This window comes from Streptomyces sp. NBC_00683 (assembly GCF_036226745.1).
In the GTDB taxonomy this organism is placed as follows: domain Bacteria; phylum Actinomycetota; class Actinomycetes; order Streptomycetales; family Streptomycetaceae; genus Streptomyces.
The window spans coordinates 6,944,659-6,963,588 of sequence record NZ_CP109013.1; the positions used below are offsets into that span (position 1 = coordinate 6,944,659).

At 71.3% G+C, this 18,930-nt stretch carries 18 protein-coding genes and 1 pseudogene; 12 read left to right on the forward strand and 7 right to left on the reverse strand.

Translation table 11 applies throughout. The features are described from left to right. Positions 1 to 2: 2 nt before the first annotated feature. From OG257_RS30940 to OG257_RS30970, 7 genes are all read left to right on the forward strand, one after another. Positions 3 to 959 (forward strand): helix-turn-helix transcriptional regulator, encoded by a 957-nt coding sequence (locus OG257_RS30940; protein WP_329212791.1) that lies wholly within the window; start codon positions 3 to 5, stop codon positions 957 to 959. Between the two features lie 37 nt (positions 960 to 996). After that, positions 997 to 1,272 (forward strand): hypothetical protein, encoded by a 276-nt coding sequence (locus OG257_RS30945; protein WP_329212792.1) that lies wholly within the window; start codon positions 997 to 999, stop codon positions 1,270 to 1,272. Between the two features lie 38 nt (positions 1,273 to 1,310). Further along, complete coding sequence (locus tag OG257_RS30950; RefSeq protein WP_329212793.1) at positions 1,311 to 1,508, forward strand: hypothetical protein; 198 nt, start codon at positions 1,311 to 1,313, stop codon at positions 1,506 to 1,508. Between the two features lie 218 nt (positions 1,509 to 1,726). Beyond that, positions 1,727 to 2,020 (forward strand): Sec-independent protein translocase subunit TatA, encoded by a 294-nt coding sequence (gene tatA, locus OG257_RS30955; protein WP_329212794.1) that lies wholly within the window; start codon positions 1,727 to 1,729, stop codon positions 2,018 to 2,020. Between the two features lie 49 nt (positions 2,021 to 2,069). After that, on the forward strand, positions 2,070 to 3,035 hold the full coding sequence (gene tatC, locus OG257_RS30960) for a twin-arginine translocase subunit TatC (RefSeq protein ID WP_329212795.1): 966 nt from the start codon (positions 2,070 to 2,072) through the stop codon (positions 3,033 to 3,035). 42 nt (positions 3,036 to 3,077) lie between these two features. Next, positions 3,078 to 3,965: a diacylglycerol kinase gene (locus OG257_RS30965; protein WP_329212796.1), complete on the forward strand. Its 888-nt coding sequence runs from the start codon at positions 3,078 to 3,080 to the stop codon at positions 3,963 to 3,965. Between the two features lie 50 nt (positions 3,966 to 4,015). Then, the gene (locus OG257_RS30970; protein WP_329212797.1) at positions 4,016 to 6,844 is read left to right on the forward strand and encodes a DEAD/DEAH box helicase; all 2,829 of its coding nucleotides are present in this window, start codon (positions 4,016 to 4,018) and stop codon (positions 6,842 to 6,844) included. A 130-nt stretch (positions 6,845 to 6,974) separates the two neighbouring features. On the opposite strand, the gene OG257_RS30975 is transcribed toward OG257_RS30970, so the two are convergent. From OG257_RS30975 to OG257_RS30990, 4 genes and pseudogenes are all read right to left on the reverse strand, one after another. Next, positions 6,975 to 7,415 (reverse strand): SPW repeat protein, encoded by a 441-nt coding sequence (locus OG257_RS30975; protein WP_329212798.1) that lies wholly within the window; start codon positions 7,413 to 7,415, stop codon positions 6,975 to 6,977. Positions 7,416 to 7,504: 89 nt separating this feature from the next. Further along, a pseudogene (locus tag OG257_RS30980) lies at positions 7,505 to 8,515 on the reverse strand (ADP-ribosylglycohydrolase family protein). Between the two features lie 28 nt (positions 8,516 to 8,543). Then, entirely contained in the window at positions 8,544 to 9,188 is a 645-nt protein-coding gene (locus tag OG257_RS30985; protein WP_329212799.1) for a fasciclin domain-containing protein, read from the reverse strand. A 75-nt stretch (positions 9,189 to 9,263) separates the two neighbouring features. Next, positions 9,264 to 10,799 carry a molybdopterin-dependent oxidoreductase gene (locus OG257_RS30990; RefSeq protein WP_443054586.1) on the reverse strand — a complete coding sequence of 512 codons (1,536 nt, stop codon included), beginning with the start codon at positions 10,797 to 10,799 and terminating at the stop codon, positions 9,264 to 9,266. 250 nt (positions 10,800 to 11,049) lie between these two features. On the opposite strand from OG257_RS30990, the gene OG257_RS30995 reads away from it, so the two are divergent. The 5 genes from OG257_RS30995 to OG257_RS31015 are packed head-to-tail and all read left to right on the forward strand — an operon-like array spanning position 11,050 to position 16,556. Continuing rightward, a complete protein-coding gene (locus OG257_RS30995; protein ID WP_329212801.1) occupies positions 11,050 to 12,321 on the forward strand; it encodes an NAD(P)/FAD-dependent oxidoreductase in 1,272 nt (423 codons plus the stop codon). Continuing rightward, the gene (locus tag OG257_RS31000) at positions 12,315 to 13,040 is read left to right on the forward strand and encodes a DUF1365 domain-containing protein (RefSeq protein ID WP_329215440.1); all 726 of its coding nucleotides are present in this window, start codon (positions 12,315 to 12,317) and stop codon (positions 13,038 to 13,040) included. The genes OG257_RS30995 and OG257_RS31000 overlap by 7 nt, the downstream gene beginning before the upstream one ends. Positions 13,041 to 13,075: 35 nt before the next feature. Beyond that, positions 13,076 to 14,362 (forward strand): cyclopropane-fatty-acyl-phospholipid synthase family protein, encoded by a 1,287-nt coding sequence (locus OG257_RS31005; RefSeq protein ID WP_329212802.1) that lies wholly within the window; start codon positions 13,076 to 13,078, stop codon positions 14,360 to 14,362. Next, positions 14,359 to 15,753: a cyclopropane-fatty-acyl-phospholipid synthase family protein gene (locus OG257_RS31010; RefSeq protein ID WP_329212803.1), complete on the forward strand. Its 1,395-nt coding sequence runs from the start codon at positions 14,359 to 14,361 to the stop codon at positions 15,751 to 15,753. Before OG257_RS31005 ends, OG257_RS31010 begins: the two co-directional genes overlap by 4 nt. After that, complete coding sequence (locus tag OG257_RS31015; RefSeq protein WP_329212804.1) at positions 15,750 to 16,556, forward strand: DUF1295 domain-containing protein; 807 nt, start codon at positions 15,750 to 15,752, stop codon at positions 16,554 to 16,556. Before OG257_RS31010 ends, OG257_RS31015 begins: the two co-directional genes overlap by 4 nt. A gap of 42 nt (positions 16,557 to 16,598) precedes the next feature. Here OG257_RS31015 and OG257_RS31020 read toward each other — a convergent pair whose 3' ends face one another. The 3 genes from OG257_RS31020 to OG257_RS31030 all read right to left on the reverse strand — a co-directional run bounded on the left by OG257_RS31020 (position 16,599) and on the right by OG257_RS31030 (position 18,922). After that, the gene (locus tag OG257_RS31020; RefSeq protein WP_329212805.1) at positions 16,599 to 17,354 is read right to left on the reverse strand and encodes an anti-sigma factor; all 756 of its coding nucleotides are present in this window, start codon (positions 17,352 to 17,354) and stop codon (positions 16,599 to 16,601) included. Next, positions 17,351 to 17,935 carry a sigma-70 family RNA polymerase sigma factor gene (locus OG257_RS31025; RefSeq protein WP_329212806.1) on the reverse strand — a complete coding sequence of 195 codons (585 nt, stop codon included), beginning with the start codon at positions 17,933 to 17,935 and terminating at the stop codon, positions 17,351 to 17,353. The genes OG257_RS31020 and OG257_RS31025 overlap by 4 nt, the downstream gene beginning before the upstream one ends. 144 nt (positions 17,936 to 18,079) lie before the next feature. Next, positions 18,080 to 18,922, reverse strand: coding sequence for a siderophore-interacting protein (locus tag OG257_RS31030; RefSeq protein ID WP_329212807.1), 843 nt, complete (start codon positions 18,920 to 18,922; stop codon positions 18,080 to 18,082). Positions 18,923 to 18,930: the final 8 nt, after the last annotated feature.

Here is an 18,930-nt window from a genome sequence, read left to right on the forward strand (position 1 = left end):
TCGTGGCCACGAACGCGATCGACCAGACCAGGCGGATGCTCTCCCTGGTGACGTACCTGCGCGAGCGCCCTGGCGCCCACGTCCAGGACGTCGCCCGGGCCTTCGGGATCACCGAGGACGAGCTGATCTCCGACCTCGACGTACTCCCCATGTGCGGCACCAGCTTCCGCGGCGGTGACCTCCTCGACATCGACACCGACGGCGACCGGATCTGGTGGCACAACCCGGACGACGTCGCGGAGCCGCTCCGGCTGGCCGCGGACGAGGCCACGGCGCTGCTCGTCGCGGCCCGTGCCGTGGCCACGCTGCCCGGACTGCGCGAGAGCGACCGGCAGGCGCTGGTGCGCGCGACCGCGAAGCTGGAGACGGCGGCCGGAGAGGTCGGGGCGGCCAGTTCGCGGCTCTCGGTCATCTTCGAGTCCGAGGGCGGGGTCTTCGCCGAGGTCGACCGCGCGATCTCCGAGCGCCGCCGCCTCTGGCTGCGCTACTACTCTCCCGCGCGCGACGAGCTCACCGAGCGTGAGGTGGACCCGATCCGCCTGTTCGCCGTCGGCCACACCTATATGGAGGGCTGGTGCCGGCTCTCCGAGGCCCGGCGCACGTTCCGGCTCGACAGGGTCGCCGAGATCCGGCTGCTCGACGCCCCGGCCGCACCGCCGGAGCTCGAACTGCGTGATCTTTCGGAGGGCCTGGTGCAGCCGGCGGCCGAGGACCCGGAGGTCGTCGTCGAGGTGGGACCCGGGGGCCGGTGGGTCGCCGAGTACTACCCGCACGACAGCGCGGAGGAACTGCCCGACGGGGGCCTGCGGATCACACTCCGTACCCCCGACCCCGCCTCGCTGCGCAGGCTCGCCCTGAGGCTGGGCGGAGAAGGGCGCATCACGGCGCCCGAGGACCTCGCGCAGAGTGCGCGGACGGCGGCCCGGGAAGCGCTCGCCGCCTATGACGGTGCCCTCTGAGCGGCGGCTACCGGAACACGGAGGAGACAGAGGCCGTATGACTGCGATATCGAGTAGGCAGACCGGACCGGTAGCGGTACCGGTGCCCGCCACCGTCCGGTTCCGGGCGGCCTGCCCGGACTGCCGCGAGAGATTCGAGCTGGCGGCGGGTGCCCTGCGCCTCGCGATAGGTGCGAGCCGTCGCACGACCTTCTACACCTTCACCTGCCCCGAGTGCGGCTCCGCCGTCCGCAAGCCTGCCGGGGAGCGCATCATCGAACTCCTCACCGGCGGCGGAGTGCGGACCCTCCGCCTCCACACCGCCCTGCGGTGACCGCCCCGCAGTAACGAGAAAACATCGAGGCTCCGTCCATGTTCTGGCCCATGCTCGCCATCGCTCTGGGATTCCTCGGCCTGGCCGTGCTCGGAATCCTGGCCGTCAAGGTCTTCATCGAGGCGCAACGGCTCGGCCACCAGGTTTCGGCCACCACGAAGCGGATCAATCGAGCGGCAGAGGATCTCGAACGAGCGGCCACCGGTCTCGCGGACACCGGTGAGGCCCTGCGATAGCAGGGGAGCGGCCTTAAGGATTCACCGGTTCGGGGGGTACGCTGCTGGAGTCGGCCCAGGCTAGGGAGGTGCGGGCCGCCGACGGGAGTATGCACGGGCATTGCCTCGCGTTTACCCCTGCGGGTTACGATCGCTGCCAGCGCGCAGGTCGGACGTACGTCCGGTCGAACGGGTAGCGAGCCCACCCTCCAGTCGCCTCAGTGAGAAGGAAGTCGCACATGATCGGCAATCTGAAGCCCCTCGAGATCGTTCTGATCATCGCTGTCATCCTGCTGCTCTTCGGTGCCAAGAAGCTTCCTGACATGGCGCGTTCGCTCGGCAAGTCGGCCCGCATCCTCAAGAGCGAGGCCAAGGCCATGAAGAAGGACGACGCGGATCCCGCGCCGCACACGACGGAGACCGTCGCGGACACCACCCCGCAGCCGACCCCCGCCAAGACGATCCAGGCCGCCCCGGGAGACGTCACCAGCTCCCGCCCGGTCAGCGAGGCCAAGCCCACCACCCAGAGCTGACAGCTGACACGCTCCACCGACAGCTGCCGCACGAGACGAGGGAAGTGGGTTGCTCAAGTCTGCCCGCAAGCAGGAGAAGGACGACGAGGGGCGGATGCCCCTCCTCGATCACCTGCGTGAGCTGCGCAACCGACTGCTGAAGTCGGTACTTGCCATCGTGATCGCCGTGATCGCGGCAGCGTTCTTCCAGAAGGAAATCTTCGAGTTCCTGATGAAGCCGATCCTGGACTCGGTCGGCTGCAAGAACGGCGCCGTGACCATGGTCAACGGTCGGCCGTGTGCGGAGATGACCACCAACGGTCTGCTGTCGCCCTTCACCATCGCTCTGAAGGTGTCCCTGATGGCGGGCGTGCTGGTGGCCACGCCTGTCTGGCTCTACCAGCTGTGGGCGTTCGTCGCGCCGGGCCTGCACAAGCAGGAGAAGCGCTACTCGATGGCCTTCGTGGCGGCCGGCGTTCCGCTGTTCCTCGCCGGTGCCTACCTCGCGTACATGATCCTGCCGCAGACCGCGGAGATCATGCTCGGCTTCACGCCGGACAACGTGAAGAACCTGCTGCCCCTCGACGACTTCCTCGACCTGATCACGCGGATGGTGCTCGTCTTCGGGCTGGCCTTCGAGCTGCCGCTGCTGCTCATCCTGCTCAACATGACCGGGGTCCTTTCCGGAGCCCGCATGCTGCGCTGGTGGCGCGGGATGCTCGTCGGACTCACGGCGTTCGCGGCCATCGCGACGCCGGGCGGCGAGCCCATCTCGATGCTCCTGCTGGCGGGCCCGCTCGCGGTGCTCTACTTCATCGCGGTCGGTTTCTCCCTCCTCAACGACAAGCGCAGGCGGCGCCGCAACCCCGACGCCGAACTGGACGACGACGAGGCCTCGCAACTCGACCTCACACCCGAGGACGTCGGCGCGGTCGAGGGTGTCTCCGCCTCACGGGCAGCCCTGCCCGAGCAGGCCGGTGTCGATTCGGACGGTGCCCGATCTCACCGCCTCAACGGTTACGACGACATCACCTGATCTTGTAGGGTCCTCCCCCAGACTCCGTCCAAGGGGACCCCAGTGACCAGCGAGATCACCCTCTTCGTCAATCCCACCGCAGGACGCGGCCGGGGCGCGCGTGCCGCGCAGCCGGCCGCTTCCGCGTTGCGGGACGCCGGATTCTCCGTGCGGACCGTGCTGGGCGAGGATGCCGACGACGCCCTGAGGCGGGCCCGCGAGGCCGTGGCCGCCGGGACCGGTGCACTGATAGCCGTGGGTGGGGACGGCATGATGTCCCTCGCCCTCCAGGCCGTCGCCGGGACCGGGACACCGCTGGGCGTCGTCGCGGTCGGCACCGGCAACGACTTCGCCCGCGCGCTCGGGCTGCCGATCCGTGATCCGGCCGCGGCCGGACGGCTGGCCGCAGAGGCGCTCAAGGCGGGGACGGAGCGCGAGATCGACCTCGGCCGGGTCGGCGAGCGCTGGTTCGGCTCCGTGCTCGCCTCCGGGTTCGACTCGCGGGTCAACGACCGCGGCAACCGGATGCGCTGGGGCGGACGGTTCAAGTACGACCTGGCGATCCTCGCCGAACTGGCGGCCTTCCGGCCGATTCCGTACCGGATCCGGCTGGACGGAGGTCCGGTGCGCGAGATCGAGGCGACGCTGATCGCCGTCGGCAACGGGTCCACGTACGGCGGTGGCATGCGGATCTGCGCGGACGCGGTCATGGACGACGGGCTCTTCGACGTCACCGTGGTCGGGGACTGCAGCCGGTCCACCCTGCTCAAGGTGTTCCCGAAGGTCTACAGGGGGACGCATCTCGACCACCCCCAGGTCACCGTGCACCGGGTCGCCTCGATCGAGCTGGCCGCAGCCGGTGTCACCGCGTACGCCGACGGCGAGCCGCTGGGGGCGCTGCCCCTCACCGCGACCTGTGTACCGGGCGCCGTGAGGGTCCTTTCGTCGTGAATTTAAAGATCGGGCTGACTGTCATACCTGGCGGGTAGGCTCGTATCAAGATGACAGAGGACCTCTCACCAGCTGAGCGATACCAGGCTTCCCGGGTCCGTGCGGCCGAGCAGGCCACCGCCCTCGGGCCCTTCCGCGAGATGTACGAGTTCGGACTGGACCCGTTCCAGATCGAGGCCTGCCAGGCCCTGGAGGCGGGCAAGGGGGTGCTGGTCGCGGCCCCCACGGGGTCGGGCAAGACGATCGTCGGCGAATTCGCCGTGCATTTGGCCCTGGAGCAGGGCCGCAAGTGCTTCTACACCACGCCGATCAAGGCGCTCTCCAACCAGAAGTTCACCGACCTCGTCAGGCGCTACGGCGCGGACAAGGTCGGGCTCCTCACCGGGGACAACAGCGTCAACGCGGACGCACCCGTCGTCGTCATGACGACCGAGGTGCTGCGCAACATGCTGTACGCGGGCTCCCAGTCCCTCACCGGCCTCGGCTACGTGGTGATGGACGAGGTGCACTACCTCTCCGACCGCTTCCGCGGCGCCGTGTGGGAGGAAGTGATCATCCACCTGCCGGAGTCGGTGACCCTGGTGTCGCTGTCGGCGACCGTGTCCAATGCCGAGGAGTTCGGCGACTGGCTGGACACCGTCCGGGGTGACACCCAGGTGATCGTCTCCGAGCACCGGCCGGTTCCGTTGTGGCAGCACGTCATGGCCGGCCGGCGGATGTACGACCTCTTCGAGGAGGAGACCGACCACGGCGGCCGGGGCACCGGACGGCGCGAGGTCAACCCCGACCTCGTCAGGCTCGCCCGCATGGAGAACCAGCGCGGATACAACCCGCGCGAGCGCCGCCGGGGCAAGATGGTGCGCGAGGCCGACCGCGAGCGCGAGCGGCGTCAGCGCAGCCGGATCTGGACCCCGGCCAGGCCCGAGGTCATCGACCGGCTCGACGCCGAGGGGCTGCTGCCCGCCATCACGTTCATCTTCAGCCGGGCCGGCTGCGAGGGGGCCGTCCAGCAGTGCCTGCAGGCGGGGCTGCGGCTCAACGACGAGGACAAGCGCCGTCTGGTGCGGGAGATCGTCGAGGAGCGGACCGCGTCCATTCCCCCCGAGGACCTCCATGTCCTCGGGTACTACGAGTGGCTCGAAGGCCTGGAGCGGGGCATTGCCGCGCACCACGCCGGCATGCTGCCGACCTTCAAGGAGGTCGTCGAGGAGCTGTTCGTCCGCGGCCTGGTCAAGGCGGTCTTCGCGACGGAGACCCTGGCGCTCGGCATCAACATGCCGGCGCGCTCCGTGGTGCTGGAGAAGCTCGTCAAGTGGAACGGCGAACAGCACGCCGACATCACTCCCGGCGAGTACACGCAGCTGACCGGGCGGGCCGGGCGCCGAGGCATCGACGTCGAGGGCCACGCGGTGGTCCTGTGGCAGCGGGGCATGGACCCGGGCGCGCTCGCCGGACTCGCGGGTACCCGTACGTATCCGCTGCGTTCCAGCTTCCGGCCCTCGTACAACATGGCCGTGAACCTCGTGCAGCAGTTCGGGCGGCACCGGTCGCGCGAGCTGCTGGAGACCTCCTTCGCGCAGTTCCAGGCGGACCGTTCGGTCGTCGGCATCTCCCGGCAGGTCCAGCGCAACGAGGAGGGACTGGAGGGCTACCGCGAGGGCATGACCTGCCATCTCGGGGACTTCGAGGAGTACGCGCGGCTGCGCCGCGACCTCAAGGACCGGGAGACGGACCTGGCCAAGCAGGGTGCGGCGCAGCGGCGTGCCGCTGCCGCGTCGTCGCTGGAGAAGCTCAAGCCCGGTGACATCATCCATGTGCCGACCGGCAAGTTCGCGGGACTCGCGCTGGTGCTGGACCCGGGCCTGCCCGGGGGGCGCACCAACGGGCACCGCGGGCTGGAGTACCACGACGGGCCGCGCCCCCTGGTGCTGACCGCCGAGCGTCAGGTCAAGCGGCTGGCCCACATCGACTTCCCGGTGCCGGTGGAGGCACTGGAGCGGATGCGGGTCCCCAAGTCGTTCAACCCGCGTTCCCCGCAGTCGCGCCGTGATCTGGCGTCCGCGCTGCGCAGCAAGGCCGGGCACATCGATCCGCGACGCCACCGCAAGGAGCGGGCCGCTGCGGCCGACGACCGGGAGATCGCCCGGCTGCGTACCGAGCTGCGCGCGCACCCGTGCCACGGGTGCGACGAGCGTGAGGACCACGCGCGGTGGGCGGAGCGGTACCACCGGCTGCAGCGAGACACCCGGCAGCTGGAGCACCGGATCGAGGGGCGGACGAACACGATCGCCCGCACCTTCGACCGCATCGTCGCGCTTCTCACCGAGCTCGACTATCTGCGGGGCAGCGAGGTCACGGACAACGGCCGGCGGCTGGCACGGCTCTACGGCGAGCTCGACCTGCTGGCGAGCGAGTGCCTGCGCGAAGGCGTCTGGGAGGGGCTGAACCCTGCCGAGCTCGCCGCGTGCGTGTCGGCGCTGGTCTACGAGTCGCGTCAGGCGGACGACGCGGTGGCGCCCAAGCTGCCGTCCGGTCCGGCGAAGACGGCGATGGGTGAGATGGTCCGCATCTGGGGCAGGCTCGACGCCCTGGAGGAGGACTTCAAGATCAGCCAGACGGAGGGGGTCGGCCAGCGCGAACCCGACCTCGGTTTCGCCTGGGCCGTCTACATGTGGGCCTCGGGGCGGACGCTGGACGAGGTGCTGCGGGAGGCGGAGATGCCGGCCGGCGACTTCGTGCGCTGGTGCAAGCAGGTCATCGACGTGCTCGGCCAGATCGCGGCCGCCGCGCCCCGGGACGGGAGTTCGGTGGCGAAGAACGCGCACAAGGCCGTCGACGGGGTACTGCGGGGTGTGGTGGCGTACAGCTCCGTGGGGTGATCCCGGACGGTTGATCCCGGCCGGGTGACGCAGCCGGGTCGGAACAACAGCGGAGTGGCCGCAGGCGTGTTCGTGCCTGTGGCCACTTTGCGCGTCCGCAGTCCTCTTATTGCGTTCGCGGTCCTCTCCGCTACGTCTTCCTGTTCATCACCGCGAGGCCCGCGCAGACCGCCCCCAGCACGACAGCCAGGCCGCCGACGATCACGTTGTTGAGGATGACGCCCATATCGGGGCTCGAGCCCACGATCCAGGGCGACACGATCAGCCAGGCGCCCAGGGCGCAGATGGCGATGCTCATGCCGGTCATCCGTTCCGGCATGGCGGTGAAGCACAGTGCCAGGACGGCGATCGCGATACCGATGACGAGGTTGTGTGTCACCAGGGCCGGCTGGCTCGCCGTGAAGTGCAGCACCCAGGGCGAGACGGCGCAGTAGATACCGAGGAGGAACACAGGCGCGTCGGCGAGAGCGGTACTGCGGCCGCCGCCGCTCATCACGCGGTCGTGGCGCTCCCGCATCTCATCGACATCGGGATGGCCCGACAGGTCACTCCTGTGCGAGACGTTACTCATGAGATCGTCTCCTTCGTACCTTGGAAGGGCGACCGCGGTACGGATGGCGCGGTCATCGTCCCTCCAGCCAGTGTGCTCTTATATGTCCCTTATGTGTAGGTTTTCTGGCGGTGGATTCCTGCGTTTCCGTCGAGGCGGTCGGCCAGTGACACCAGGTCCGCGGCCCGCAGCACCCGGTCCCCGTACCCCGGCAGCGGCACATGCAGGGTTCGCGTCCAGCGTTCCGGGACGGCGCCGAGCCCGTACACCGCTCCCGCCAGCCCGCCGGTGACCGCCGCGACCGTGTCGGTGTCCCCGCCCACGTCGACCGCGGCGGCGAGCGCGCTCTCGAAGCCGGAGGTGGTGCGCAGTGCCCAGAGCGCGGTGCCGAGGCACGGCCACACCGCGCCGTTGAACTCGGTCGCGTGGTCCGGATGCCAGTCCGGTGCGAGGACGGTCGCCCAACGGTCCCGGTGGTCGCCGTGCACCTCGGCGAGGGCGCCGGGTACGGCGGCGAGGGGATCGTCGCCGTCCAGGGCCGCGCGCACCAGCTCGTGGAAGACGGCGGTCCCTTCCCACGCGGCCCGGTCGCCATGGGTCAGGGCCGCGATACGGCGGGCGGCGTCCATGGTCGCCGCCCGTCCCTGTCGCGCGAAGTACACCGCGGAGGTGGCCGCCCGCATCAGCGAACCGTTCCCCGCCGCACGCGCGTTGACCTGGAAGTGCAGGGCTGCGGCCAGGTCCTAGGGATCACCGCTCGTCAGGACGTCCTCGGTCTGCAGCCCGATGTCCTTGGGTTCGCCGGCCGCCCAGCGCCTGAACCGGGCGAAGATGTCGGAGAGTTCGAGACCGCCGTTCTCCAGCAGGGACTCGCCGACGAGAACGGCCATCTGCGTGTCGTCCGTCGCCTCGCCCGGATCCCAGCCCCCGCCCCCGCACAGCGTCCCCACGCCGTCCGGGAAGCGGGCGCCGAACACGCCGGGCGCCCCGAACTCGAAGGGGGCGCCCAGTGCGTCGCCGGCCGCGGAGCCGACCACGGCACCGGCGGCCCGGTCCCTCCGGGCCGCCTTCCCCGGCTCGTTCGTTCCAGGAGTGCGGCCCTCGGGGCCCGTTCTGCTCATACGGTCAGCGTACGAGCAAGGGGGAACGTCAGGCGGCCGGCATCAGGACGGTGTCGATGATGTAGACCGTGGCGTTGGAGGTGGGGACGTTGCCGCAGACGACCTTCGAGGAGTCGTTCACGGTGTACGTCATGTCCGAACCGGACGTCGTCAGCTGCGTCTTGGCCAGAGTGTCGAAGGAGCCCTTGTCCAGCTGCGAGGGCGCCAGCTTCTCGCCCACGACGTGCGAGGTGAGCACCTTGGTGAGCGCGGCCTTGTCGGCGAGCAGCTTGTCCAGGTCGGCCTTCGGGATCTTGGCGAAGGCGTCGTTGGTCGGGGCGAACACCGTGATGTTCTCCGCACTGTTCAGGGTGTCGACGAGGCCGGCCTGCTTGACGGCCGTGACCAGGGTGGACAGCGCCGGGTTGTTCGACGCCGCCGTGGCGACCGGGTCCTGGGCCATCCCCTTGAAGGAGCCCGCGCCGTCCTTCGGGACCGTCGCACAGGCCGGGCCGAAAGGCTCGTCCATGGGCTGGGTCTCCTTGGCCGGAGCGCTCGACGCGGCCTTGTCCGCACCGGAGTCGGAGCCGGACGCCGCGGTGTCGGAGTCGCTGGAGCAGGCGGTCATCGCCAGCGGCAGCAGGGCGGCGGCGGAGACGGCGACGGCGACGCGGCGGAGGTGACGGTTGTTCATGGTGTTCTCCTGTGAGGGTTGTCGATCAACAAAGGGAAAGGGGAAAGGAAGAGGGATCGGTGGAGGGCCGGGCGGTCAGGACACGTCGACCACCACCGAGTGCCATCCGGTCGCACCGTTCGGCACGGTGCCGACACGCTTGTCGGTCTGGGTGACGCCGGTACGGTCGGTCGCGCGGACCTCGAGGGTGTGGTGGCCGGTCGTGGCCGGCCACTCCCACACCCATTGGCGCCAGGTGTCACGACCGGCCTCGGCGGCCAGCCGTGCGGTGTGCCACGCGCCGCCGTCCACCCGGACCTCCACCCGGGCGATGCCCCGGTGCTGGGCCCAGGCGACGCCGGCGACGGGAACGGTGCCCGCGCGCGGGGAGGCGAAGGGGCGGGGCGTGTCGATGCGTGACTGGGTCTTGACGGGAGCCTCGCGCGACCAGTCGCGCTCGACCCAGTACGCGTCGTACGCGTCGAACGTCGTGAGTTCGATGTCCCGGATCCACTTGCAGGCCGAGACGTAGCCGTACAGACCGGGAACGACCATCCGGACGGGGAAGCCGTGGTCGAACGGCAGGGGTTCGCCGTTCATGCCGACCGCGAGCAGTGCGTCGCGGCCGTCCATGACCGCCTCGACCGGGGTGCCGATCGTCATCCCGTCGACGGAACGCGCCACGATCTGGTCCGCGGGCCCGCCCTTCGACGGGGGCTTGACCCCGGCCTCGCCCAGCAGGTCGGCCAGTCGTACGCCGATCCACCGGGCGTTGCCCACGTACGGACCACCCACCTGGTTGGACACGCAGGTCAGCGTGATGTCCCGTTCGACGAGTTCGCGCCGCAGGAGGTCCTGGAAGCCGAGGGTGACGGGTCGCGCCACCCCCTTGCCGTGGATCCGCAGCCGCCACCGGTCGGCGTCGACGCGCGGGACCACCAGGGCGGTGTCCACCCGGTAGAAGTCCTTGTTCGGCGTGACGAAGGAGCTCAGCCCCCGGATCCCCAGATCGGCGCCCTCGGGTACCGCGGGAGCCGGTGAGGCGGGTGCGGGGAGTGCGATCTCGCCGCGTGAGGCGGAGACCCCGGCCAGTTCGGACGCCTGGAGCCGACGGCCCAGGAGTCCGGCACCGGCCGAGGCCGCCGCGGCAGCGGTCGCCGCGATCACGAATCCGCGGCGGTCGAAGGCACCCCGCGCCCCGCCGTCCGTCTCACCCGCCGCGGGAGACGGGCCGGCTGCCGGCGCGAGCCGTCCGGCCAGGAGGTACAGGACCCCCGCGGCCACCACGGCGCCCACGACCGACGGCAGCGCGTCACCCGGACGGCCTTCCGGCCGCCCGGCCGCCGCGACTGCGCCGACCACACCGAAGACCAGTACAGCCGCAGCGCCGCTCCGCCGGTGCCGCAGCGCGAGGACCCCGACCGCCATGGCGAAGAGCGCCAGGAGTACGAGGATCCCGAACTGCAGCACCAGCTTGTCGCCGGTGCCGAAGTTCCGTACGGCGAAGTCCTTGACGGCAGGGGGAGTCCGGTCGATGACCGCTCCGCCCACCGCCGTGACCGGCCCCGCCTCGGGACGTACGGCAGCCGCGACGAGTTCGGCCACGCACAGGGCGGTGAACCCGGCGATCAGACCGCTGAGCGCGGCGAACGCGGCGCGTGCCCAGCGGGATCCCCGGGACGCGGAGGCCCCGTCCTTCTGCGAAACGTATCGGTCTGTGCTCACACCAGGAGTTCGGCACCGGGGGCCCCGCGGATTGGTCGTTCACCCGGTCGAAGGAAGTTCGGGCAGCGGCCAATCCGCGTGCCGACCTGCACCGAATGACCTCTGAGGGGCTCTCCGGCGAGCCCCGGTCAGCCGTGGAACACCGGAAGGAACACCCATGACAACGGACCGGCGGCGCACAGCCGTGGTCGGCAGCGGAGTGGCGGGGCTGACCGCCGCGTACGTCCTGGGCAGGGCGCGGGACGTGACACTCCACGAGGCCGACGAGCGCGTCGGGGGCCACGCCCACACGCACGACCTGACCTCCTCGGACGGCCGCATACACCGCGTCGACTCGGGGTTCATCGTGCACAACCGGCGTACCTACCCCCATCTGCTCCGGCTCTTCGACGAACTCGGTGTGGCCACCCAGGAGTCGGAGATGAGCATGTCCGTGCGCTGCGAGGGCTGCGGCCTGGAGTACGCGGGCGCCCGGGGCGCCGCGGGACTGTTCGCCCGGCCGGGCGCCGTCCTGCGGGGCCCGTACCTGCGCATGCTCGCGGAAGTGCCCCGATTCCACCGGGCCGCCCGGGCCCTGCTCGCCCGGGACGACGGCGCGTCCGCCATGACCCTGGGGCAGTTCGCCGCCCGGGGCCGCTTCTCCCCGTACTTCACGGCCCACTTCCTGACACCCATGGTCTCCGCCGTCTGGTCCTGCGACCCGGTGACCGCGCTGCACTACCCGGCCCGCTACCTCTTCCGGTTCCTGGACCACCACGGAATGCTCTCGATCGGCGGGTCACCGGTGTGGCGGACCGTCACCGGCGGATCGCGCGCCTACGTCGACCGCATCGCCAAGCAGGTGCACTCCGTGCGTACCTCCACTCCCGTGCGGGCGGTCCGCCGGCACAGCGACGGCGTGGAGATCGTCACCGAGGACGGTGCCACGCAGGAGTACGACGAGGTGGTCGTCGCCACCCACCCCGACCAGGCGCTCCGCCTGCTCGCCGACCCCACCGACGAGGAACGGCGCACCCTCGGAGCCTTCCGCTACTCTCGCAACCCCACGCTGCTGCACACCGATACCGCGGTCCTGCCGCGCAGCCGGCGCGCCGCGGCCTCGTGGAACTACCTGATGCCGTCCTGCGCGGCAGACGCCGACCGGGTCACCGTCAGCTACGACATGAACCGGCTCCAACGGCTGGACGCCCCCGAGGGGTTCGTCGTCACGCTGAACGGTGCGGACAGGGTCGACCCCGGCCTCGTCCGGGCCCGCATGGTCTACGAACACCCCGTCTTCACCCCGGAATCGGTCGCAGCCCAGGGTCGGCTGCCGGCCCTCTCGGGACCGGTCACCGCCTACGCCGGGGCCTACCACGGCTGGGGGTTCCACGAGGACGGCTGCCGTTCCGGAGCCGAGGCGGCCGCCGCTCTGGGGGTGAACTGGTGAGCGCCCTCTATCCGTGCGCCATCACCCACGTACGCACGGCGCCCCGCCGGTACGACCTGCGGCACCGCGGCTACTTGTGGCTGATCGACCCGGACCGGCCGCCACGGCTCCCGGCCGTCCTGCGCCCGCTGGCCCGCTTCGACGCGCGCGACCACTTCGGCGGCACGGCACCCACGATCCGGGCCGGGCTGGAGCGGTTCCTCACCGCCCGGGGCATCGACCTCGCCGACGGCACCGTCACCATGCTCACCCAGGCCCGGGTCCTCGGCCACGTCTTCAATCCGCTGACCGTCTACTGGTGCCACCGCCCCGACGGAACGCCGCTCTGCGTGGTCGCGGAGGTGCACAACACCTACGGGGAACGTCACTGCTACCTGCTGCACCCGGACGCGGCCGAACGGGCGGTGACCGGCAAGGAGTTCTACGTGTCGCCGTTCTTCCCCGTGGACGGCGACTACCGCATGCGGCTGCCCGAGCCCGACGGTGGGCTGAACCTGACGGTCCATCTGGAGCGAGCGGGAACACGTCCGTTCACGGCGACCGTACGGGGAACGCGGCGCCCCGGTACGCCTGCCCAGCTGCTCCGGCTCTTCCTCCGCCACCCCCTTTCCACCGTTGTCGTGTCCGCCGCCATCAGGCTGCACGGCATCCGGCTGTTCCTGCGCCGGCTGCCCGTGCAGCCACGTCCCCGTCACCGCACACAGGAAGGCATGCAGTGAAGGTGCCCACCTCTCCCACTCCCTCAGCCCCGCCCATGGCTCCCGCCCGCAGCGGCAGGATTCCGGCCCAGGTCAGAGGCGCCACGGCCTCCCTCACAGACGTCGACCCGGACAGATGGCCCGATGTCGCGGCCCAGCCGCGGGCGTCCGGGGTCAGGACCGCCGTAGCCGAACGGCTCGTCCGGCACGCCCTCTCACGGCTCCCGCTGCGCGCCCGGCTCGCCGGCCGCGACAGCATCGGACTGGGCGGGCCGCTCATGGAGATCCGGCGGCCCGACGCGTTCTTCCGGAGGATCGGCGTGAGCGGGCTGGTCGGCTTCGGCGAGTCGTACATGGCCGGCGAATGGGACTCGCCGGACCTCGTCGGCGTCCTGACGGTCCTCGCCGGCAACGCGGCCGACCTCGTCCCCGCGCCGTTGCAGAAGCTGCGGAGACTGTGGGCACCGCGGCAGCCCGCCGCCCAGGCCAACACCCCCGAGGGCTCGCGCGACAACATCAGCCACCACTACGACCTGTCGAACGACCTGTTCGCCCTCTTCCTCGACGACACGCTGACGTACTCCTCCGCCGTCTTCCGCGGATTCCCCGCCGAGCACGACCTGCTGGCCGCCGGCCAGCACCGCAAGATCGACCGGCTGCTCGACATGGCCGGCGTCGCCGGGGGCACCGAGCTGCTCGAGATCGGCACCGGCTGGGGCGAACTCGCCCTCCGTGCCGCCGCTCGCGGCGCCCGCGTCACCACGCTGACGCTCTCCCGGGAACAGCAGGAACTGGCCAGGGACAGGATCCGCGAGGCCGGCCACGAGGACCGCGTGGACGTGCGGCTGTGCGACTACCGGGACGTCACCGGGGAGTACGACGCGGTCGTCAGCGTCGAGATGATCGAGGCCGTCGGCCAGGAGTTCTGGCCGGCGTACTTCCGCACGCTGGACCGCTGCCTCGCCCCCGGCGGGCGTATCGCGCTCCAGGCGATCACCATGCCGGACGACCGGATGCAGGCCAGCAGCAGTACCCACACCTGGATCCAGAAGTACATCTTCCCGGGCGGGCTACTCCCCTCCACCGAGTCGATCGAGCGCGTCACCACCGCGCACACGGCCCTGCGGACGAGGCAGCGCAGCACCTACGGCATGCACTACGCCGAGACCCTCAGGCTGTGGCGTGAGCGCTTCGAGGAGCGGGCGGACCAGGTCGGCGCCCTCGGCTTCGACGCGACATTCCGGCGCATGTGGACCTTCTACCTCGCCTACTCCGAGGCCGGATTCCGGTCCGGCTACCTCGACGTGCAGCAGATTCTCCTGACCCGTGAGGACACCGCGTGAACACCATCACCCACACCCCGGGGTACGGGGCCGCGCAGCGCATCGCGCCGGTCATCGAGCAGTTCCTCGGTGGGCCGCCGCCGGTCAGGATCAGGATGTGGGACGGCAGCGAGACCGGCCCCGAGGACGCACCCACGGTGCATGTCCGTTCACGCAGGGCGCTGCGCCGCCTCCTCTGGCAGCCGGGCGAACTGGGCCTGGCCGAGGCCTACATCACCGGTGACATCGACATCGCAGACAACCTCGCGGCCGGACTGCGCGCCATGCGCCGCGCATCACGGGAGCAGGGCGTGCAACTGCCCCGCCCCGGCGTCGCCGACCGCCTCCGTGCGGCCGGAACCGCCCTGCGCCTCGGAGCGGTCGGCCCCCGCCCGCCGGTCCCCGCGGCCCGGGCCGGGCTCAGCGGCGCACTGCACAGCAGGGCCCGGGACCGTGCGGCCATCAGTCACCACTACGACCTGTCCAACGCGTTCTACTCGCTGCTCCTCGACGAGACCATGGCGTACTCGTGCGGCTACTGGACCGGCACCGGGCCGGACTACGGACCGGCCGACGCCCAGCGCGACAAGTTGGAGCTGATCTGCCGCAAGCTCGGGCTCCGGCCCGGGGCACGGCTCCTCGACATCGGCTGCGGCTGGGGGTCCCTGACGCTGCACGCGGCCGCCAGGCACGGGGTCCGCGTCACCGCGGTCACGCTGGCCAAGGAGCAGGCGGCGTACGTACGCGGCCAGGTGGCGGAGCGCGGCCTGGAGGATCTCGTCGAGGTGCACGCCTGCGACTACCGCGACGTCGCCGCCCTGCCCGGCTTCCAGGGCGGGTACGACGCCGTGTCCACCGTCGAGATGGGGGAACACGTCGGGGACGCCGAATACCCGGCCTTCACCGCGCTGCTGCACTCGGTGCTCCGGCCGCGGGGGCGCGCCCTGGTCCAGCAGATGTCCCGCGGCTCCACCGCTCCGGGCGGCGGGGCCTTCATCGAGTCGTACATCGCGCCGGACATGCACATGCGCCCGCTCGGTGAGACGGTCGGACTCCTCGAAGGGGCGGGGCTGGAGGTACGTGACGTGGAGTCGATGCGTGAGCACTACGTGCTGACCGTCGAGGCCTGGCACCGGACCCTGGAGGAGCGCTGGCCCGAGTTCGTCGCCCTGGTCGGCGAGGAGACCGCGCGAGTGTGGCGGCTCTACCTGGTGGGGGGCGCCCTGGCGTTCGAGGAACGGCGCATGGGGGTCGACCAGATCCTGTCCGTGCGGCCGGACGCGGAAGGATCGGCCGGCCTGCCCGCCACCCGCCACGACTGGCACACGGGCCTCGGCGCCGCGGCCGGACAGGACGGTGGCGTACCCGCCGAACCGGTCATCGCGGGGCCGCGCCCGGGGTCCGGCCGGTGAACGGCTTCGCCTGGGGGGCATTCGCCCAGAACCTGGCCGCGGCGGCGGGTGCCGCGCTCGCCGTCATGCTCGTGACGTTCCTGATCGCCCTGCGCAGGCGCCTGCACCGGATCGTCGACGTGGCGTGGGGCGTCGGCTTCGCGGCCGTCGCCCTCGTCTCCTACGCCATGTCGGCGCAGGACGGGGACCAGGCGCGCAGGCTCCTGGTGACCGCGCTCACCGTCGTCTGGGGGCTGCGGCTCGCCGTGCACATCGGACGGCGGGGCCGGGGCCACGGGGAGGATCCGCGGTACGCGGCCATGCTGGCCAAGGCGCCGGGCAGTCCCGACCTGTACGCCCTGCGCAAGGTGTACCTGCTGCAGGGGGCGTTGGTCTGGCTCATCTCCCTGCCGGTACAGGCCGGTTACTACCTGCCGGGGCCGCTGGACGGGTGGGCCTGGACGGGCACCGCGCTGTGGGCGGTGGGGCTCGGCTTCGAGGCGGTGGGAGACCGGCAACTGGCCCGGTTCAGGAGCGATCCGGCGAACAAGGGCCGGATCATGGACCGGGGACTGTGGTCCTGGACCCGGCACCCGAACTACTTCGGCGACTTCTGCGTCTGGTGGGGGCTGTTCCTCGTCGTGTGCTCCGACCCCGCGGTCGCGGCGGCGACCCTCGTGGCGCCCGTGGTGATGAGCCTCCTGCTGATCAAGGGCAGCGGCAAGGCGCTGCTGGAGCGGCACATGGCGGGACGGCCCGGCTACGACGACTACCGGGCCCGTACCAGCGGATTCCTCCCGTGGCCGCCGGGCAGGAAACGCTGAACCGCCCCTGGGCGCACGCGCCCAGGGGCCTCTCGCTCCGACTCAGGCGCCCGGGAAATCCATCAGGGCCACGGGCGCCGAGGTCGGCTGCTCGGATCCACCCGCCGGCTCGACGGTGATGCCCATGCCGGACGCCCCGTCGACCGGCCCGTCCAGCAGTACGGCGTCGTCCGGCGCCGAGGGGTCCATCAGACCGGCGGACCGCATGGTCCCGTCGTCGTTGAACCACAGCTGGTAGACCTTGCCGCCGGGCGGCCGGGCCAGGCCGGAGGCAAGGAAGACCGCCTGGTTCTCGCTCTGGGAGACGACGACGGCCCCGCGGGCGCCGTCCTTCAGGTCGCTCGATCCGGTCCTGGCATCCGGGGCCGAGAGCACTCGGGCCAGCTGCTCGTTCTGCTGCTGTGCCCGGTCCGCCTCCTGACGGGCGTCCTGCGCGACCTGGTTCTGCCACACGGCAACCCCGCCGAACGCGGCAGCGGCGGCGACACAGGCGGCCAGCGCGTACGTCGACCAGCGGCCCGCCCGGCCCGCGGGGGCACCGGCGCGGCCGGTCCGGCCGTCGGCCGGCGGCTCCTGCCGTACCGTCGTGATCTCCCGCAGCACCCGGTCGCGCAAAGCGGGCGGCGCAGTGGTGGACACCGCGAGCCCGAGCCGGACGGCGGTGGCGGACAGCTCCCGTACCTCCTGGGCGCACGCCTCGCAGGCATCCAGGTGCCGCTCGAACGCGAGGCGTTCGTCCTCCGGCAGGGCATGCAGGGCATAGGCCCCGGTCAGCGTGTGCAGATCGGCGGTGCTCATGCGTTCACCCCCAGGCAGTCGCGCAGCCGGATCAGCCCGTCGCGCAACCGGGTCTTGATCGTTCCCAGTGGTACGGAGAGCAGCTCGCCGACCTCCCGATAGGTCAGCCCCCGGTAGTACGCCAGGGTCACGGACTGCCGCTGGAGCTCGGAGAGCGTCCGCAGGCAGCGCCGGACCTGTTCCCTCTCCAGCCGGGACTCGACCTGTTCGGAGACCTCGTCGAAGTCGGGCGTGCGGTCCAGCAGCGCGGCCCTGTGCTCCCGCGCCGCGCTCGCCTCGGCCGACCGGACCCGGTCGACGGCGCGGTGGTGGGCCAGGGTGAGCACCCAGTTCATGGCACTGCCCCGGGACGGCTGGAAGCGGGCGGCCGTGCGCCACACCTCGACGAGCACCTCCTGGGCGACCTCCTCGGACTGGGCGGGGTCGCGCAGGACACTGCGCACCAGGCCGAGGACCGACCCGCTGACCATGTCGTACACCTCGGTGAAGGCGTCCTGGTCCCCACGGGCGACCATGACGAGCAGCGCCTGCAGATCGGGCCCCGGCGCGGGTGCCCCGCTGATGTATACGGCCTCTTTCACGCGGATGTTCCTCCCAGGGCACGCATCGGTTTCCTGGGTGATTCGAAGCCGGCGGCCGTACGGATTGGTCGGTGGGCCGGAATCGTCGCACGGCCCGGCCACCGTCGATGACGGGGACCGGGCCGCAGGGGTGCGCCGGGCTCGCTACGCGGCGTTCTCCTGCTCGCGCTCGACCTGCTCGTTCCACTCGCGCTTGACCGAGCGCCAGGCGTCGTCGTTCTGGCCGAGGCGCCAGTAACCGGAGATCGACAGCTGACCGAGCGGGATCCCGCGCTCCAGCCGGAGGTGCCGGCGGATCTCCTTCACGAAGCCCGCCTCGCCGTGGACGAAGGCCTGCACCTCGCCCTCGGGGAACTCAAGACCCTTCACCGCGGCGGTGAGAGCCTCTCCGACGGGACGGTCACCCCGGTGCAGCCAGGTCACCACCGCTCCGTCGGGCGTGACGATCTTCTGCTCCTCCGCGGCGTCCGCGACCTCGACGAAGGCGTGCACCAGCGCGCCCGCCGGCATCTGCTCCAGGGCCACGGCGATCGCCGGCAGCGCGCTCTCGTCGCCGACGAGCAGGTGCCAGTCGGCCGAGGCCTGCGGCCCGTATCCGCCGCCGGGGCCCAGGAACGTCACCTGGTCGCCGGGCTGTGCCCGGCTCGCCCACGGACCCGCGAGGCCCTCGTCGCCGTGCACCACGAAGTCGATGGCGAGCTCACGGGCGGCCGGGTCCCACGAACGCACCGTGTACGTACGGGTGGTGGGCCACTGAGCGCGCGGGTACTCCTCGCGGATCCTGGCCATGTCGAAGGGGTGCGCGTAGTCCGCGCCCTCGGGCGCGAAGCACAGCTTGACGTAGTGGTCGGCGAACCCCGCGAGCTCGAAGCCCGCCAGGCCGTCGCCGCCGAGAACCACCCGCACCATGTGCGGGGTGATCTGCTCGGTGCGCACGACCTGCGCCCCCTGCGCCGTCGGTGCCCGGCGTTCCTGCCGCTCTGCCACAAGGGACT

Coding starts and splice junctions, on each gene's coding strand:
- OG257_RS30945 (WP_329212792.1), top strand. CDS start 997: ATGACTGCGATATCGAGTAGGCAGACCGGACCGGTAGCGGTACCGGTG.
- OG257_RS30950 (WP_329212793.1), top strand. CDS start 1,311: ATGTTCTGGCCCATGCTCGCCATCGCTCTGGGATTCCTCGGCCTGGCC.
- tatA (WP_329212794.1), top strand. CDS start 1,727: ATGATCGGCAATCTGAAGCCCCTCGAGATCGTTCTGATCATCGCTGTC.
- OG257_RS30970 (WP_329212797.1), top strand. CDS start 4,016: ATGACAGAGGACCTCTCACCAGCTGAGCGATACCAGGCTTCCCGGGTC.
- OG257_RS30975 (WP_329212798.1), bottom strand. CDS start 7,415: ATGAGTAACGTCTCGCACAGGAGTGACCTGTCGGGCCATCCCGATGTC.
- OG257_RS30985 (WP_329212799.1), bottom strand. CDS start 9,188: ATGAACAACCGTCACCTCCGCCGCGTCGCCGTCGCCGTCTCCGCCGCC.
- OG257_RS30995 (WP_329212801.1), top strand. CDS start 11,050: ATGACAACGGACCGGCGGCGCACAGCCGTGGTCGGCAGCGGAGTGGCG.
- OG257_RS31005 (WP_329212802.1), top strand. CDS start 13,076: ATGGCTCCCGCCCGCAGCGGCAGGATTCCGGCCCAGGTCAGAGGCGCC.
- OG257_RS31020 (WP_329212805.1), bottom strand. CDS start 17,354: ATGAGCACCGCCGATCTGCACACGCTGACCGGGGCCTATGCCCTGCAT.